Source organism: Lelliottia sp. AC1 (assembly GCF_023278595.1).
Taxonomy (GTDB): Bacteria; Pseudomonadota; Gammaproteobacteria; order Enterobacterales; family Enterobacteriaceae; genus Enterobacter; species Enterobacter nimipressuralis.
This window is the reverse complement of record NZ_CP025699.1, coordinates 2,006,399-2,023,334: the sequence shown is the minus strand read 5'-3', so window position 1 is coordinate 2,023,334 and position 16,936 is coordinate 2,006,399. Positions and strand designations below refer to the sequence as shown.

Below are 16,936 nucleotides of genomic sequence, written 5' to 3'. Positions count from 1 at the left end.
TATCCGTTTATTATTCGAGCGAATTACCCTACTGATAAAATTTACTTTTAAAAATGGAAGCTTATTAAATGACAGTTCAGGATTATTTATTAAAATTTCGCAAGATCAGTTCTCTCGAGAGCCTGGAAAAACTGTTTGATCATTTGAACTACACGCTGACCGATAATCAGGACATCATCAATATGTACCGCGCTGCCGATCATCGTCGCGCAGAGCTGGTTTCCGGCGGTCGTTTGTTCAATATCGGCGAAGTCCCTAAATCAGTTTGGCGCTACGTGCTGTAAGACGGTAGCCATCGGCGCGAAATGTTATATACTCACGCCCCGGTAAATTTGCCGGGTATCATTTCGTGCAGACTGAGGGAGATAACATGACCGCATCGCCTGGAGAAAAAATCGGAGGCTGGTTACTCGCCCCGCTCGCCTGGTTACTGGTGGCTTTGTTAAGCGCATCGCTTGCGCTGCTGCTGTATACAACGGCTCTCGTGACGCCGTATGCGCTTAAGAATCTGACCTCCCAGAGCACAATGAATATTGCGCTGTGGTTTATCTCCTTCGGTTTTGCCATTGCCATGTGGTATTACACCCTTTGGCTGACCATTGCGTTCTTTAAACGCCGTCAGAAAGTGCCTAAGCACTATATTATCTGGCTGCTGATCTCCGTGCTGTTGGCGATCAAGGCCTTTGCCTTTTCACCGGTTTCAGACTTACTGGCTGTGCGCCAGCTGCTGTTCCCGCTGCTGGCCGCTGCGCTCTTCGCACCCTACTTCAGGCGTTCCGCCCGGGTCAAAAAGACCTTCGTGAACCCGTAATAACCCTACAGTTATCCTGTTGTCGCCCGTTGTGGTTTATCCGATAATAGGCGGCTTTTTTATTTCAGGCTAAATAATGACCGATTACTTACTGCTCTTTGTCGGAACTGTGCTGGTGAATAACTTCGTGCTGGTGAAGTTCCTTGGCCTGTGCCCGTTCATGGGGGTTTCCAAAAAGCTGGAAACCGCAATGGGCATGGGACTGGCAACCACCTTCGTGATGACACTGGCCTCTATTTGCGCATGGTGGATTGATACCTGGATATTGATCCCCCTCGGCCTGATCTATCTGCGCACGCTGGCGTTTATTCTCGTGATTGCCTTTGTGGTGCAGTTTACGGAAATGGTGGTGCGCAAAACCAGCCCGGCGCTCTATCGCCTGCTCGGCATTTTCCTGCCGCTGATTACCACCAACTGCGCCGTGCTCGGCGTGGCGCTGCTCAACATCAACCTTGGGCATAATTTCCTGCAATCGGCCCTGTACGGTTTCTCCGCGGCGGTCGGTTTCTCGCTGGTCATGGTGCTGTTTGCCTCTATTCGTGAACGCATGGCCGCTGCCGATATTCCGGCGCCTTTTCGCGGTAACGCCATTGCACTGGTCACCGCGGGTTTGATGTCTCTGGCCTTTATGGGCTTCAGTGGTCTGGTGAAGTTGTAATGAATGCTATCTGGATTGCCATCGCCGCCATCAGCGTGTTGGGGCTGTTTTTTGGCATTATTCTGGGTTACGCCTCGCGCCGTTTTGCGGTTGAAGGCGATCCTGTCGTCGAAAAAATCGATGACCTCCTGCCGCAAAGCCAGTGTGGGCAATGCGGCTATCCTGGCTGCCGTCCCTATGCTGAGGCGGTAGGCAACGGTGAAAAAATTAACCGCTGTGCGCCGGGTGGCGAAGCCGTGATGTTAAAAATCGCGGCGCTGCTTAACGTCGATCCGCAGCCTGTTGATGGCGACGAGAGCGCGCAAGAGCCTGCGCGCGTGCTGGCGGTCATCGACGAAGAAAACTGCATCGGCTGTACCAAGTGTATTCAGGCCTGCCCGGTGGACGCCATTGTTGGCGCAACTCGCGCGATGCACACCGTGATGGCGGATCTCTGTACGGGCTGCAATCTTTGTGTGGCCCCCTGCCCGACGCAATGCATCGAGCTGCGTCCGGTCGAAACGACTCCCGACAGCTGGAAGTGGGATCTTCAAACCATTCCGGTTCGTATAATTCCTGTGGAACACCATGTTTAAGTTATTTTCTGCGTTCAGAAAAGAGAAGATTTGGGATTTCGACGGCGGGATTCATCCGCCAGAGATGAAAACCCAGTCCAGCGGCACGCCGCTGCGCCAGATCCCGTTAGCAAACCGGTTCGTCATGCCGCTGAAACAGCACATCGGTGCGGAAGGCGAGCTGTGCGTGAAAGTCGGTGACAATGTGCTGCGCGGTCAGCAACTGACCTTTGGACGCGGGCGTATGCTCCCGGTCCACGCACCGACCTCCGGGAAAGTGGTGGCGATTGCCCCCCACACGGTTCCCCACCCTTCGGCACTGGCCGAATTAAGCGTCATGATCGAGCCGGACGGTGAAGACCGCTGGATCGACCGTGACGGCTGGAGCGATTACCGCGCCCAGAGCCGCGAAGCCCTGATCGAGCGCATCCACCAGTTCGGCGTGGCCGGTCTTGGCGGCGCAGGCTTCCCGACCGGCACCAAACTGCGCGGTGGTGGCGATAAAATTCAGACCCTGATTATCAACGCCGCAGAGTGCGAGCCTTACATCACCGCTGATGACCGCCTGATGCAGGACTGCGCCGCGCAGGTCGTCGAAGGGATTCGCATCCTTGCCCATATTTTGCAGCCGCGCGAAGTGCTGATCGGCATTGAAGATAACAAGCCGCAGGCGATCTCCATGCTGCGTGCGGTGCTGGCGGGCAGCCACGACATTGGCCTGCGCGTTATTCCCACTAAATACCCGTCCGGCGGCGCAAAACAGCTGACGCAAATTCTGACTGGGAAACAGGTTCCGCACGGCGGCCGCTCTTCTGACATTGGCGTGCTGATGCAGAACGTCGGTACGGCTTACGCGGTGAAACGCGCGGTGATCGACGGGGAACCGTTGACCGAACGCGTAGTGACGCTCACCGGCGAGTCCGTTTCGCAGCCGGGTAACGTCTGGGCGCGGCTGGGTACGCCGGTGCGTCATTTGCTGGAGCAGGCCGGGTTCTGTCCGGGCAGCGATCAAATGGTCATCATGGGCGGGCCGCTGATGGGCTTTACCCTGCCCTGGCTGGACGTTCCGGTCGTCAAAATCACCAACTGTCTGCTGGCCCCGTCCGCAAGCGAGATGGGTGAAGAGCAGGAAGAAAAAGGCTGTATCCGCTGTAGCGCCTGCGCCGACGCCTGTCCGGCCGATCTGCTGCCGCAGCAGTTGTACTGGTTCAGCAAAGGCCAGCTGCACGATAAAGCCACAGCCCACAATCTGGCCGACTGCATTGAGTGCGGGGCCTGCGCCTGGGTCTGCCCAAGCAGCATTCCGCTGGTGCAGTATTTCCGCCAGGAAAAAGCCGAGATCTACGCCATTTCGCTGGAAGACAAACGTGCCGCCGAAGCCAAAGCCCGCTTTGAAGCGCGTCAGGCGCGTCTTGAGCGTGAGAAACTGGCGCGTCAGGAACGTCATAAAAAGGCTGCCGTTCAGCCAGCTGAAAAAGATCAGGATGCCATTAACGCCGCGCTGGCGCGGGTGCGTGAGAAGAAAGCCTCTGCCGCACAGCCGGTGATCATACCGGCCGGTGAAAAACCAGACAACAGCGAAGCCATCGCCGCACGTGAAGCGCGAAAAGCGCAGGCCCGCGCCCGTCAGGCAGAAAAAGCCCAGGACGCACAGCCGAACGCTGAGAGCGATCCGCGTAAAGCCGCCGTTGAGGCAGCGATTGCTCGCGCCAAAGCGCGTAAAGCGGAGCAACAGGACAAGAGCGTCGAGCAGGAACCGCCTGTCGATCCGCGCAAAGCCGCCGTTGAGGCCGCCATTGCCCGCGCCAAAGCGCGCAAAGCGGAGCAACAGGACAAGAGCGTCGAGCAGGAACCGCCTGTCGATCCGCGCAAAGCCGCCGTTGAGGCCGCCATTGCCCGCGCCAAAGCGCGTAAAGCGGAGCAACAGGAAAAGAGCGTCGAGCAGGAACCGCCTGTCGATCCGCGCAAAGCCGCCGTTGAAGCCGCCATTGCTCGCGCCAAAGCGCGTAAAGCGGCCCAGCAGGACCCCGAACCCGCCGCCAATGACGACCCACGCAAAGCCGCAGTCGCCGCCGCGATTGCACGCGTTCAGGCTAAGAAAGCCGCACAGCAGGCAGTAAACGAGGATTAAATGGTTTTCAGAATCGCAAGTTCCCCTTACACCCATAACCAGCGCCAGACGTCGCGCATTATGATGCTGGTCTGCCTGGCGGCCTTACCGGGCATTGCCGTGCAGTTCTGGTTTTTTGGCTGGGGGACGCTGTTTCAGATTGTCCTCGGCTGCGTCAGTGCGCTGGCCGCCGAAGCGCTGGTGCTTAAGCTTCGAAAAATGCCTGTTCCCCGCATTCTCGCCGATAACTCAGCCCTGCTCACCGGTCTGTTACTGGCGATCAGTATTCCGCCGTTTTCACCCTGGTGGATGGTGGTGCTGGGTACCGTTTTCGCGGTCATTATTGCCAAACAGCTGTACGGCGGCCTGGGGCATAACCCGTTTAACCCGGCGATGATCGGCTATGTGGTCTTGCTGATCTCCTTCCCGGTGCAGATGACCAGCTGGCTGCCGCCGCACGAGATTGCCGCAACGGTACCGGGATTTATGGATGCGCTTCAGGTGATCTTCACCGGCCACACGGCAACGGGTGGCGACATGACCACCCTGCGCATGGGCGTGGATGGTATCAGCCAGGCGACGCCGCTCGATACCTTTAAAACGTCGTTGCATGCCGGTCACAGCGTTGAGCAGATCATGGCGTACCCAATCTACAGCGGCGTGCTGGCGGGCGCTGGCTGGCAATGGGTTAATATCGCCTATCTGTTGGGCGGCGTGTTCCTGCTGTGGAAGAAGACGATTCGCTGGCACATTCCGGTGAGCTTCCTGGTGACGCTGACGATCTGTGCCACGCTCGGCTGGATGTTCTCGTCCGAGCCGCTGCCAAGCCCGCAGATGCATCTGCTCTCCGGCGCAACCATGCTGGGCGCCTTCTTTATTCTGACCGACCCGGTGACCGCATCGACCACCAACCGTGGACGCCTCATTTTTGGCGCGCTGGCGGGGCTGCTGGTCTGGCTGATCCGCAGTTTTGGCGGCTATCCGGATGGCGTAGCGTTCGCCGTACTGCTGGCCAATATCACGGTGCCGCTCATCGACTACTACACGCGTCCTCGCGTGTATGGCCACCGCTAAGGGATTCGCCATGCTGAAAACAATGCAAAAACACGGCGTGACGCTGGCGATCTTCGCCGCTGCCCTGACGGGGCTGACCGCGCTGGTGAATGAAATGACCAAAACGACGATTGATGAACAGGCATCGAAACAGCAAAAGGCGCTGTTCGATCAGGTGATCCCGTCAGATTTCTACGATAATGACCTGCAGAAAAGCTGCTTTATCGTGCAGGCGCCGCAGTTAGGCAAAGGTGAACACCGCGTTTTCATCGCCCGTAAAGGGGATACCGCCGTGGGTGCCGTGATGGAAGCGACCGCACCGGACGGCTACTCTGGCGCGATTCAACTGCTGGTCGGCACCGACTTCTCTGGTACGGTTCTCGGCACCCGTGTGACGCAGCACCACGAAACGCCAGGGCTGGGGGATAAAATCGAGCTTCGCCTCAGCGACTGGATTTTACATTTTGCCGGAAAAGTGATTCATGGTGAGAATGACACCGCCTTTGCAGTCAAAAAAGACGGCGGTGAGTTCGACCAGTTTACCGGCGCGACCATCACGCCACGCGCCGTGGTGAATGCGGTGAAACGCGCGGGGCTGTACGCCGAAACGCTGCCTGCGCAAATCAACAATCTTCCCGCCTGTGAGGAGTAATCATGAGCCAGGTTAAAGAGGTTATTGTCCAGGGTCTCTGGAAGAACAACTCCGCGCTGGTCCAGCTGCTGGGGATGTGCCCGCTGCTGGCGGTGACATCCACTGCCACGAACGCCCTCGGCCTTGGACTGGCGACCACGCTGGTGCTGACCCTGACCAACCTGTCGATCTCGGCCCTGCGTCGCTGGACGCCCTCAGAGATTCGTATTCCGATTTACGTGATGATCATCGCCTCGGTGGTGAGTATCGTGCAGATGCTGATCAACGCCTACGCGTTCGGCCTTTATCAGTCGCTGGGGATTTTTATTCCGCTGATTGTGACCAACTGTATCGTTGTGGGCCGCGCGGAAGCTTTCGCTGTGAAAAACGATCCGCTGATCTCGGCGCTGGATGGCTTTGCCATCGGTATGGGTGCCACCTGCGCGATGTTTGTGCTGGGCTCGATGCGTGAGATCCTCGGTAACGGTACCCTGTTTGACGGCGCTGACGCACTGCTGGGCGGCTGGGCGAAGTCCCTGCGTATTGAAGTCTTTCACACGGATACGCCGTTCCTGCTGGCGATGCTGCCGCCGGGCGCATTTATTGGCCTTGGTATGATGCTGGCGTTAAAATACCTCATTGATGAGAAACGTAAACGCCGCGCCGCCGAGCGTAGCGTGCAGGAAGGACTCCCTGAGAAGGCTGTATGAATAAAGAGAAACGCATCACGATCCTGACTCGTCTGCGTGATAACGACCCGCATCCGACAACGGAGCTGAATTTCAACTCCCCTTTTGAGCTGCTGATCGCGGTGCTGCTCTCCGCCCAGGCCACCGACGTGAGCGTCAACAAAGCGACGGCGAAGCTCTACCCTGTAGCCAATACGCCGCAGGCGATGCTGGAGCTGGGCGTGGACGGCGTGAAGTCGTACATCAAAACCATTGGTCTGTTTAACAGCAAGGCCGAGAACGTGATTAAAACCTGCCGCATCCTGCTGGAACAGCACGGCGGCGAAGTGCCGGAAGACAGAGCCGCGCTGGAAGCGCTGCCTGGCGTGGGGCGTAAAACCGCCAACGTGGTGCTCAATACCGCTTTCGGCTGGCCGACCATTGCCGTGGATACGCATATTTTCCGCGTCTGTAACCGCACGAATTTCGCACCGGGTAAGAACGTCGAACAGGTCGAAGAAAAGCTGCTGAAGGTGGTGCCGGCGGAGTTTAAGGTGGATTGCCACCACTGGCTGATCCTGCACGGACGTTATACCTGTATCGCCCGTAAACCCCGCTGCGGTTCGTGTCTTATCGAAGATTTATGCGAATATAAAGAGAAAGTGTACGCCTGACTTTCCGTCACCTGCCTCCTCTGCTCAGTATATCAATCCCTTACTAAAGGAAGGTCTAACCGTAAACCTTCCTTTTGCCCATTTATTATCCGCTTCGTTCACTTTCAGACCTCTTGATTGTTCGGTTCATTAACACCCTGGCAGGTTAATTGTTTTTTCGTCAGCGAAATTTTCTATACATCTATGATCGCGATCACTCTGATAACGTCATGTTGGATTTTTGTATATAAAAACCCACTAAGCCCTTGCGCGAACAAGCTATGACCGATCGTTCACAACAGATTAAACCAGTTGATTTTCAGAATATGGACCATATCACTACCACAATGACCATATAGCAGAACATATCGCCATACAGCCCTTTTTTACGGGTCTCAGCAGTGAAAAAAACCACCAATTCTCATGCTGAAAGATTTAACGCTAAATAACATTTGTCTGACCCGCGTATTATACCACTCTGGTTATATGTAACAGAGTATTACAAACACCTTGCCAGATGGGTCAGGATAGTGAACATTACCCGCCGTTTCCCCTCCCAATATAACTATAAGGCGAATGGACTCCGGTCAATTACGCTATGAACACCCCCGTTAATATGGGATGTAAAAAAAGAGGTATATGTGTCTACTGCAAACAATAAACCAACAGAAGAGAGCGTAAGTTTAAACGCTTTCAAACAGCCTAAAGCGTTCTATCTCATCTTCTCTATCGAGTTATGGGAGCGTTTTGGCTTTTACGGCCTGCAAGGGATTATGGCTGTTTACCTGGTTAAACAACTGGGTATGTCCGAAGCGGATTCCATCACGCTGTTCTCCTCTTTCAGTGCACTGGTTTACGGCCTGGTCGCTGTCGGCGGCTGGTTAGGCGATAAAGTTCTTGGCACCAAACGCGTGATCATGCTCGGCGCCATCGTTCTGGCTGTCGGCTATGCGCTGGTTGCGTGGTCCGGTCACGATGCTGCGGTTGTCTACATGGGTATGGCGACAATTGCCGTTGGTAACGGGCTGTTCAAAGCAAACCCGTCCTCCCTGCTTTCTACCTGCTACAGCAAAGATGACCCGCGTCTCGACGGTGCATTCACCATGTACTACATGTCGGTGAACATCGGTTCCTTCTTCTCTATGCTGGCAACACCGTGGCTGGCAGCGAAGTTCGGCTGGAGCGTAGCGTTCTCACTCTCCGTTGTCGGTATGCTGATCACCGTGGTTAACTTTGCCTTCTGCAAACGCTGGGTCAAAGACTACGGCTCTAAACCTGACTTCGAACCGGTTCACATGGGCAAACTGCTGGCGACTATCGTGGGCGTCGTGATCCTCGCCACCATCGCCACCTGGCTGCTGCACAACCAGGGCGTTGCTCGCGCGGTACTGGGCGTGGTTGCTCTGGGTATCATCTGCATCTTCGCGAAAGAAGCGTTCGCTATGCAGGGCGCTGCGCGTCGTAAGATGATTGTGGCCTTCATTCTGATGCTGCAGGCGATTGTCTTCTTCGTGCTGTACAGCCAGATGCCAACCTCCCTGAACTTCTTCGCCATTCGTAACGTTGAGCACGCCATTCTGGGTATCGCGTTCGAACCTGAGCAGTTCCAGGCTCTGAACCCGTTCTGGATCATGATTGGTAGCCCGATTCTGGCCGCTATCTACAACAAGATGGGCGACCGTCTGCCGATGCCGCACAAATTCGCCATCGGTATGGTGCTGTGCTCTGGCGCATTCCTGGTACTGCCGCTGGGCACCAAGTTCGCGACCGACGCGGGTATCGTGTCTGTTAACTGGCTGATTCTGAGCTACGCGCTGCAGTCTATCGGCGAGCTGATGATCTCAGGTCTTGGCCTGGCAATGGTTGCACAGCTGGTTCCACAGCGTCTGATGGGCTTCATCATGGGTAGCTGGTTCCTGACTACTGCGGGTGCCGCTATCATCGCAGGTAAAATTGCAAACCTGATGGCCGTTCCGGAAAACGTCACCGACCCTCTGGTCTCCCTGGAAGTGTACGGTCGCGTATTCATGCAGATCGGTATCGCCACCGCAATTATCGCCGTGCTGATGCTGCTGACTGCACCTAAACTGAATCGTATGACCCAGGACGACGACAAAACCGCTAAAGCGACGGATACCGCTACCGCGTAATTGTCATCGGGAAACGACTGAAGAGAAGCCGCTAACTGTGCGTTAGCGGCTTTTTTTTTATTCTGCCGCGCATTACCATGGCCTTAATCTCAGCAAAAAGGAGTTACCGATGAAACTGTTCTACAAACCAGGCGCATGCTCTCTTGCTTCACACATCACCCTGCGCGAGAGCGGCAAGGATTTCACGCTCGATAGCGTCGACCTGATGAAAAAGCGTCTGGAGAATGGCGAGGATTATTTCGCGATTAACCCGAAAGGACAGGTTCCGGCTCTGGCGCTGGACGACGGCACGTTGCTCACTGAAGGCGTCGCCATTATGCAGTTCCTGGCCGATTCAGTACCCGATCGCCATCTGCTGGCACCGACGGGCAGCATTTCCCGCTATAAAACCCTCGAGTGGCTGAACTACATCGCGACTGAGCTGCACAAAGGCTTCACGCCGCTGTTCCGTCCGGACACCCCTGAAGAGTACAAACCCACCGTTCGTGCCCTGCTGGAGAAAAAACTGCAGTACGTTAATGACGCCCTGAAAGACGATCAGTGGATTTGCGGCCAGCGCTTTACCATTGCTGACGCTTATCTGTTTACGGTTCTGCGCTGGGCGCGGGCAGTGAAGCTGAATATGGAAGGATTAAGCCATATTGCGTCGTATATGGAACGCATGGCGGCACGTCCGGGCGTGGCGGCGGCGCTGAAAGCGGAAGGGTTGAACTAAGATATCTCTGCATTGCCCGGCGGCGCTGCGCGCTTGCCGGGCACTGTTTTTAAAGCTGCGTCGCGCTAAAGTAGTGCTCCGGCTTCGCAATACGCTCCTGCGCCGCCACGACCTGCAACTCATACTCATCCATCTGTTTCGTCGCGATCATGATTTCATAGACCGCTGCGGTCACATGCTCCAGCGCGTCGCGCAGAGATGCGCCCTGCAACAGTTTCACCAGCAGTAAACCACTCGTCACATCACCCACGCCCACCGGCTGGCGAGCACCAAAGTCCACCAGCGGACGGCTGATATGCCAGGCGTCATCTTTCGTCACCAGCAGCATTTCAAAGCGGTCCGGGCTAAACCCCGCGCGCGCCAGATGTTTTACCAGCACAATCTCCGGTCCCTGAGCTATCAGCTCACGTGACGCTGTCACGGCTTCTTCAATGCTGTTCACCGGATGCTCGCAGAGAATTTCCAGTTCGATGAGATTTGGCGCGATGATATCGCTTGCCGGCATCGCATGACGCACATGAAACTCCGCCACACCCGGCGCCACGATGCACCCTTTTTCCGGATGGCCCATCACCGGATCGCAGAAAAATTTGGCCGACGGGTTCGCCGCTTTAACCTGACGAACGATCCCCAGGATATGTTCGCCCTGCTCCGCCGATCCCAGATATCCGCTTAAAACGGCGTCACAGCGCTTTAGCTGATCGATATCTGCGATACCCTGCACAATCTCCGTCAAATGCGATGCAGGCAGCACGCAGCCTGTCCATTTACCGTATTGTGTGTGATTGGAGAACTGAACGGTGTTGAGCGGCCAGACGTTGGCCCCAAGGCGACGCATCGGGAACTCTGCGGCGCTATTGCCGGCATGGCCAAATACAACGTGGGACTGAATGGCGAGGATGTTATTCATTTTTCTTACCACAACCCTGAAAAAATAAAGGGGCGTGGTTTCCCACGCCCCTCAAACACTTGTGATTACTTCCAGCAAACCAGACAGTAATTCTTCTTACCGCGACGCAGCAGGGTGTAGCGCCCGTACAGACGATCGCTTTCTGCGAAGGTGTATTCCGGATCGGCCTGCTTCTCACCGTTGATGGTGATGGCATTGGAGGCGATGGTCTTACGCGCCTGACCACGGGACGGCTGCAGCTCGGAATCGACCAGCGCCTGCATCAGATCGGCGCCCTTTTCCATCTCAACCATTGGCACACCATCCTGCGCCAACTGCTCGAAATCTTCCACGCTCAGATCGCTCAGGGTGCCGTTGAACAGACTGGCAGTGATGCGTTTCGCCGCCGCCAGACCTTCTTCACCGTGAACCAGGCTGGTGACCTGATCGGCCAGCACGTACTGTGCGCGAGGCGCTTTACCGCTGTTCTTGTCTTCTTCTTCCAGAGCATTGATCTCTTCGATGTCCATGAAAGTGAAGAACTTCAGGAAGCGATAAACGTCCGCATCGGCGGTGTTGATCCAGAACTGGTAGAATTTGTACGGGCTGGTTTTCTTCGGATCCAGCCAGACTGCGCCGCCTTCGGTTTTACCAAACTTGGTGCCATCAGCTTTGGTGATAAGCGGTACGGTCAGACCGAATACCTGGTTCTGATGCAGACGACGCGTCAGGTCGATACCGGACGTGATGTTGCCCCACTGGTCAGAGCCACCAATCTGCAGCGCCACGCCGTGCAGTTTGTTCAGACAGGCGAAGTCATAACCCTGCAGCAGGTTGTAGGAGAACTCGGTAAAGGAGATGCCCTGATCGTCACGGTTCAGACGCTGCTTCACCGCTTCTTTGTTGATCATCTGATTAACGGAGAAGTGCTTGCCGATATCACGCAGGAAGGTCAGCACGTTCATGTTGCCAAACCAGTCGTAGTTGTTGGCAGCAATCGCAGAGTTTTCACCGCAATCGAAGTCGAGGAATGGCGCAACCTGCTTGCGAATTTTGTCCACCCACTCCTGCACGGTATCTTCCGTATTCAGTTTACGCTCGGCGGCTTTAAAGCTTGGGTCACCAATCAGACCGGTTGCACCACCCACCAGCGCCACAGGCTTGTGGCCCATTTGCTGGAAGCGTTTCAGGCATAACAATGGAACAAGATGCCCCAAGTGCAAGCTGTCAGCGGTGGGATCGAAGCCGCAATAGAGCGCGATCGGGCCTTGCGCCAGTCGCTCTGCTAACGCTACTTCGTCCGTCACCTGGGCCACCAGGCCCCGCTCTTGCAATTGTTTAATCAAGTTACTGCTTGCCATCAAATTCTCCATGTATAAACGACTGCACCTCTGTCGGTACACGACTTTTCGCCTAGCGCGAAAGAGACATAGAATAAAGCGCCAGCCCATCCAGCGCTAGCGCTTAAAACAACAAATTTCGAGGATTACGGGGCCAGTCGGTCGATTTTCCACGCGGCGTTGTCGCGCTGGTATAAAAAGCGGTCATGCAGACGGTGTTCGCCCCCCTGCCAGAACTCCATCTGCTCGATGGGGACGCGGAAACCGCCCCAGAAGCTTGGCAAAGGCACTTCGCCCTGCTGGAATTTTTGTTTTAGCTCGAGGAATTTGCTCTCCAGCACGCCGCGTGCCGAAATGCGGCTCGATTGTTTCGAGACCCAGGCGCCAATCTGGCTGTCGCGAGGACGGCTGTGGAAATATTTCAGCACTTCGAGCGTTGAGAGGCGTTCGACTTTCCCTGTCACCATCACCTGACGCTCCAGCATATGCCACGGGAACAGCAGGCTGATGCGCGGATTGTTTTCCAGATGGTGAGCTTTACGGCTGCCGAGGTTGGTATAAAACACCAGCCCTTTTTCGTCGTAATGTTTCAGCAGGACGATACGCTGATAGGGCTGGCCGTTCTCATCGACGGTGGCGACGACCATCGCGGTCGGATCGGCCAGTTTGGCCTCACAGGCCTGTTTCAGCCAGCGCTCAAAAAGTACGAGGGGTTCAGCGGGAAGATCCTGGCGACGCAGGCCGCCTTTGGTGTACTCACGGCGCAGATGCGCAATTTGCTGCAATTCATCGTTATCTGACATGGCGTTAGCTGAAATTAGAATTGGGTGGCGCTATTGTGCGCCGCCCCTGTAAAAATCTCAACGCTTCGGATTTTGCAGCACGCAATTGTTGAGCACTACGCGGTCGCGTTTGTAGACGGTGGCATCGTCACCTTTGGACCAGAATACGTAGATCCCGTCCGTGTAGCGCGCGCCGGAGGCGGACATACCCTGTTTCAGGTTCAGCATTTTATTGTCGTAGATGAAACTGGCTTCCTGACGCGGATTATTGAGCTTCACGGTCAGTGGTTTTTCATCACAGCGATACTCGAGGGTGTCGGTATTAAGGCGATCGACAACCTGGTTGTAGTAGCTACAGCCCGCGAGTAAGAGAGGGGCAAACGTAAGAAGAAGTTTTTTCATGAGCCTGTTCCGAAGACTATCCTGGTCATGGAGGGTGAAGTCACCCTCCTGTATTCCTTTCGATTTTAACGGCAACGGGCAGGGCTGGAATTCAGTTAACTCTGATTATGCCGCGGATTGGCCGGAAAAATCGCGCCCAGCACGCTGGCTTCGCGCGCACCGGTAACGGAAGGCAGATTCCCCGGTAGACCGGCGACCGTGCGCCAGGCAAGCCAGGCGAAGGCCAGGGCTTCCATATCGTCGCCGCTGATGCCTGCCGCATCGGTAGTGGTCACCTCGGTTCCCGGTAACAGCCCGGCGAGGCGCGCCATCACCAGCGGATTTCGGCTGCCACCGCCGCACACCAGCAGTCGCTCACAGCCGCCGCTCAGCAGGACTTGCTCCGAAATCGAGATTGCCGTCAGCTCCACCAGCGTCGCCTGCACATCCTGCGGGGCCAGCGCCGGGAACTGCGCCAGCTGGCGCTCAAGCCAGCCGTAATTGAAATATTCGCGCCCCGTACTTTTTGGCGCAGGCGCGGCGAAATAAGGATCGCTCAGCATCGTTTGCAGCAGTGGAATAATGACTTTTCCCTCGCACGCCCACTGCGCGTCTTTGTCGTACGCTTTGCCACGCTGACGCCAGATCCAGGCGTCCATCAGCATATTGCCTGGCCCGGTATCGTAACCGCGCACCGGTCGCCCAGGAATGAGCATCGACAAATTGGCGATGCCACCAATGTTCAGCACCATGCGGCGTTCATCCGGATGTGCCAGCAGCGCCTGGTGAAACGCAGGAACCAGCGGCGCGCCCTGCCCGCCAAGGGCGATGTCGCGACGGCGGAAATCCCCCACGACCGTCACACCGGTTTTGGCGACGATCTGGTTATTATCGCCAATTTGCATCGAATGCGGCGCGTCGCCAAGCGGTTCGTGCCACACGGTTTGCCCATGACAGCCAATCGCCACGATGTCCTTTGGCTGAAGATTTTCCTGTTGCATGAGAGCCAGCACCGCATCGGCAAACAGCGATCCCAGCTGCACATCGAGCCGCCCCAGTTGCGAAAGGGTCAGCTGCTGTCCCTGGCAAATACTCAGAATCGCTTCTTTCAGTTCAACGGGAATCGGCCAGCTCAGGCTTGCCTGCTGCGCCACCATGTTTTCATCAATTGCGGCAAGGACAACATCGACTCCGTCAAGACTGGTGCCTGACATGACACCGATATAACGACCCGATTTCATGCGCTTTCCTTAGGTTATCTGGGCTTGGGGTCACCACTCCACCATAAATGAAGGGGTATTTCTATGACCGGCTAATATTTTTTAACAATGTCCGATCTCAAGCACCCCGCCTCTTCCGTTTATGTCTCGTTAAGTCAAATTCAAGTACAATTTTCCTATTGTTAGTGCAAAGATATGATCTATGGCTCTCAATGCCATATAATTTAGCCATAACGGATGCTCAGTTTGAGCGTTGTTGGTGAACAGGAGATTCAAATGATTTTACGTGTACTGGGCGTTTCACTGATTGGTTTAACACTGGCTGGCTGCGTGAATAACGATTCCCTTTCGGGTGACGTTTACACCGCCTCCGAAGCCAAACAAGTTCAGAACGTCACTTACGGTACTGTTGTTAACGTTCGCCCGGTTCAGATCCAGGGTGGCGATGACAACAACGTGATTGGCGCGATTGGTGGTGCTGTGCTGGGTGGCTTCCTGGGTAACACCGTCGGTGGTGGAACCGGACGTTCTCTGGCGACTGCCGCAGGTGCTGTTGCGGGTGGCGTAGCGGGTCAGGGTGTTCAGGGTTCAATGAACAAAACCCAGGGCGTTGAGCTGGAAATCCGTAAAGACGACGGCAACACCATCATGGTTGTGCAGAAACAGGGTAAAACCCAGTTTGCTAGCGGCCAACGTGTGGTCCTGGCAAGCAACGGTAGCCAGGTGACTGTATCCCCACGCTAATTCCATAATGGATGTGGCCTCAGGGTCACATCCATTACTCTTGGATGCATTCCGATTAATTAATCCGCTAAAACATATTCATCGTGTGAATTAATTACTTCCCCTTCTCTTGTTCCCGCGCAAAGTATTTCATCTCTCATTACATTATCCTCCGCGCTCATCTTCTTTTCTTAATAAAGTATTATCTGTCAGTTAACAACCGTATGATCGTGATACACCGATATCTGGGAAACCGCTACGTTTCCTTCTTGCTTGCCTGTCTGGTCTTTTATGGAATATTACATACTCTTTATTTAAAAACAGAGAGTATTATTTCGAGCCTTTCGCCATTAATTTTTCCTACGCTAACGATATTTCTTTTAGTCTTTCATCTGTTTATTGCCTTTTTTATGCTGATGAAATACTGGTGCGATAAAAACCGGATTTTCCTGCTCGCCATCGCCTTTGCCTTCGCGGGCTCCGCGGTGCTGATGCTGGGGACGCTGAGCAGCTTCCCGGCGTGGCTCACCTCGTTCGGCCTGCATCGCATTAATTATAACGACGCGATGATTTTCTTCATGTTCCGCAACGTGATGATGGCCTTCCTGATCACATGCGCGGCGGTACTTTACACTCTGCGCCATCATGTATTACCGCGCCGTGTACATGTAATAATTATTATCTGTTTATTTCTGTTTACCGTTTCAATGATTACTCTTGCGTGGATATATTCGAGCCACAGCACATTACTTTCGATAGATCTTGTCAGTGATGACACCCGGCAGGTGACAATATTATGGAATCAAGTGATTAATCTCATTCTGATTATTTTCTGGATTGTCACATTAATCACCATGCTGGTCATCACGCGTCTGCGTAATGAATTTTGGGTCAGCGGCAGCTTTTTGTGTGTCTGCTATATGATTACGCTGGTCACCCTGTTTGCCAGTGATTATGTGGGGGGATTTGCCTGGTACAGCTCGCGTCTGTTTGAAACGACCGCCACGTTGCTGATTATTTTTACCCTGCTGCACGATGTCTTCAGTCTCTACCGCGATTCCCATCTGAAATATCAGCAGTCTTATCAGAACTCGATTCACGATGCCCTGACGCGTCTCTACAACCGCAGCTACTTCTACGAATCCTTGAACCATTTGCTCAGAACCACCAGCGCCAGTAAACCCGTGTCGGTGATTGTCAGCGATCTCGATCGCTTCAAGCGCATCAATGACACCTACGGTCACCTGCAAGGCGACAAAGTGCTGCAGTTTGTTGCCAATCTGCTGATGGATTCGGTACGTCCTCAGGATATTGCCGCACGCATTGGCGGCGAAGAGTTTGTCTTGCTGCTGGCGAATACCCCGTCAGAGGCGGCACGCCAGGTGGCCGAGCGGATCCGTATCCTGCTGAGCAGTTTCGATCGTGAAACCACCCACGGACAGCTTCCGGAGCAAATCACTATCAGCATGGGCGTGTATACCGCGACGTCATCTGCGGTTACAGCTGAAGAGTGTGTCGAGCGTGCGGATAAGGCGATGTATGAGGCTAAAGAGACGGGGCGCAACCGGGTGGTGGTGTACCGCTAAAAAGAAAGCCTT

The 16,936-nt window shown here is 55.0% G+C and carries 18 protein-coding genes; 13 read left to right on the top strand and 5 right to left on the bottom strand.

Translation table 11 applies throughout. The features are described from left to right. The first annotated feature begins 68 nt into the window (after nucleotides 1-68). From ydgT to gstA, 11 genes are all read left to right on the top strand, one after another. The gene (ydgT, locus tag C0560_RS09595; RefSeq protein ID WP_064325909.1) at nucleotides 69-284 is read left to right on the top strand and encodes a transcription modulator YdgT; all 216 of its coding nucleotides are present in this window, start codon (nucleotides 69-71) and stop codon (nucleotides 282-284) included. A gap of 86 nt (nucleotides 285-370) precedes the next feature. Then, on the top strand, nucleotides 371-811 hold the full coding sequence (locus C0560_RS09590; RefSeq protein ID WP_100780380.1) for a DUF2569 domain-containing protein: 441 nt from the start codon (nucleotides 371-373) through the stop codon (nucleotides 809-811). 76 nt (nucleotides 812-887) lie between these two features. Next, nucleotides 888-1,469: an electron transport complex subunit RsxA gene (rsxA, locus tag C0560_RS09585; protein ID WP_100780381.1), complete on the top strand. Its 582-nt coding sequence runs from the start codon at nucleotides 888-890 to the stop codon at nucleotides 1,467-1,469. Beyond that, nucleotides 1,469-2,044, top strand: coding sequence for an electron transport complex subunit RsxB (gene rsxB, locus C0560_RS09580; RefSeq protein WP_100780382.1), 576 nt, complete (start codon nucleotides 1,469-1,471; stop codon nucleotides 2,042-2,044). Before rsxA ends, rsxB begins: the two co-directional genes overlap by 1 nt. Beyond that, nucleotides 2,037-4,154: an electron transport complex subunit RsxC gene (gene rsxC, locus C0560_RS09575; protein WP_248860094.1), complete on the top strand. Its 2,118-nt coding sequence runs from the start codon at nucleotides 2,037-2,039 to the stop codon at nucleotides 4,152-4,154. Before rsxB ends, rsxC begins: the two co-directional genes overlap by 8 nt. Further along, on the top strand, nucleotides 4,155-5,207 hold the full coding sequence (gene rsxD / locus C0560_RS09570; RefSeq protein WP_100780384.1) for an electron transport complex subunit RsxD: 1,053 nt from the start codon (nucleotides 4,155-4,157) through the stop codon (nucleotides 5,205-5,207). A 10-nt stretch (nucleotides 5,208-5,217) separates the two neighbouring features. Continuing rightward, on the top strand, nucleotides 5,218-5,838 hold the full coding sequence (gene rsxG / locus C0560_RS09565) for an electron transport complex subunit RsxG (protein ID WP_100780385.1): 621 nt from the start codon (nucleotides 5,218-5,220) through the stop codon (nucleotides 5,836-5,838). Nucleotides 5,839-5,840: 2 nt separating this feature from the next. Next, nucleotides 5,841-6,527: an electron transport complex subunit E gene (locus C0560_RS09560; RefSeq protein ID WP_102103573.1), complete on the top strand. Its 687-nt coding sequence runs from the start codon at nucleotides 5,841-5,843 to the stop codon at nucleotides 6,525-6,527. Continuing rightward, entirely contained in the window at nucleotides 6,524-7,159 is a 636-nt protein-coding gene (gene nth, locus C0560_RS09555; protein ID WP_107703691.1) for an endonuclease III, read from the top strand. The genes C0560_RS09560 and nth overlap by 4 nt, the downstream gene beginning before the upstream one ends. A gap of 620 nt (nucleotides 7,160-7,779) precedes the next feature. Next, the gene (gene dtpA / locus C0560_RS09550; protein WP_100780388.1) at nucleotides 7,780-9,288 is read left to right on the top strand and encodes a dipeptide/tripeptide permease DtpA; all 1,509 of its coding nucleotides are present in this window, start codon (nucleotides 7,780-7,782) and stop codon (nucleotides 9,286-9,288) included. Nucleotides 9,289-9,397: 109 nt separating this feature from the next. Beyond that, nucleotides 9,398-10,003 (top strand): glutathione transferase GstA, encoded by a 606-nt coding sequence (gstA, locus tag C0560_RS09545; protein ID WP_100780389.1) that lies wholly within the window; start codon nucleotides 9,398-9,400, stop codon nucleotides 10,001-10,003. Between the two features lie 49 nt (nucleotides 10,004-10,052). Here gstA and pdxY read toward each other — a convergent pair whose 3' ends face one another. The 5 genes from pdxY to anmK all read right to left on the bottom strand — a co-directional run bounded on the left by pdxY (nucleotide 10,053) and on the right by anmK (nucleotide 14,636). Continuing rightward, the gene (pdxY, locus tag C0560_RS09540; RefSeq protein WP_181827793.1) at nucleotides 10,053-10,913 is read right to left on the bottom strand and encodes a pyridoxal kinase PdxY; all 861 of its coding nucleotides are present in this window, start codon (nucleotides 10,911-10,913) and stop codon (nucleotides 10,053-10,055) included. A 65-nt stretch (nucleotides 10,914-10,978) separates the two neighbouring features. After that, entirely contained in the window at nucleotides 10,979-12,253 is a 1,275-nt protein-coding gene (gene tyrS / locus C0560_RS09535; protein WP_100780391.1) for a tyrosine--tRNA ligase, read from the bottom strand. A 125-nt stretch (nucleotides 12,254-12,378) separates the two neighbouring features. Continuing rightward, entirely contained in the window at nucleotides 12,379-13,035 is a 657-nt protein-coding gene (pdxH, locus tag C0560_RS09530; protein WP_123428937.1) for a pyridoxamine 5'-phosphate oxidase, read from the bottom strand. Between the two features lie 57 nt (nucleotides 13,036-13,092). Beyond that, entirely contained in the window at nucleotides 13,093-13,416 is a 324-nt protein-coding gene (mliC, locus tag C0560_RS09525) for a C-type lysozyme inhibitor (protein ID WP_100780393.1), read from the bottom strand. Nucleotides 13,417-13,511: 95 nt separating this feature from the next. Next, nucleotides 13,512-14,636, bottom strand: a complete 1,125-nt coding sequence (gene anmK, locus C0560_RS09520) for an anhydro-N-acetylmuramic acid kinase (RefSeq protein ID WP_100780394.1) — start codon at nucleotides 14,634-14,636, stop codon at nucleotides 13,512-13,514. A 255-nt stretch (nucleotides 14,637-14,891) separates the two neighbouring features. On the opposite strand from anmK, the gene slyB reads away from it, so the two are divergent. Both slyB and C0560_RS09510 read left to right on the top strand, forming a co-directional pair. Next, nucleotides 14,892-15,359 carry an outer membrane lipoprotein SlyB gene (gene slyB / locus C0560_RS09515; protein WP_100780395.1) on the top strand — a complete coding sequence of 156 codons (468 nt, stop codon included), beginning with the start codon at nucleotides 14,892-14,894 and terminating at the stop codon, nucleotides 15,357-15,359. A 203-nt stretch (nucleotides 15,360-15,562) separates the two neighbouring features. Continuing rightward, entirely contained in the window at nucleotides 15,563-16,924 is a 1,362-nt protein-coding gene (locus tag C0560_RS09510) for a GGDEF domain-containing protein (protein WP_248860092.1), read from the top strand. The last annotated feature ends 12 nt before the right edge of the window (nucleotides 16,925-16,936 follow it).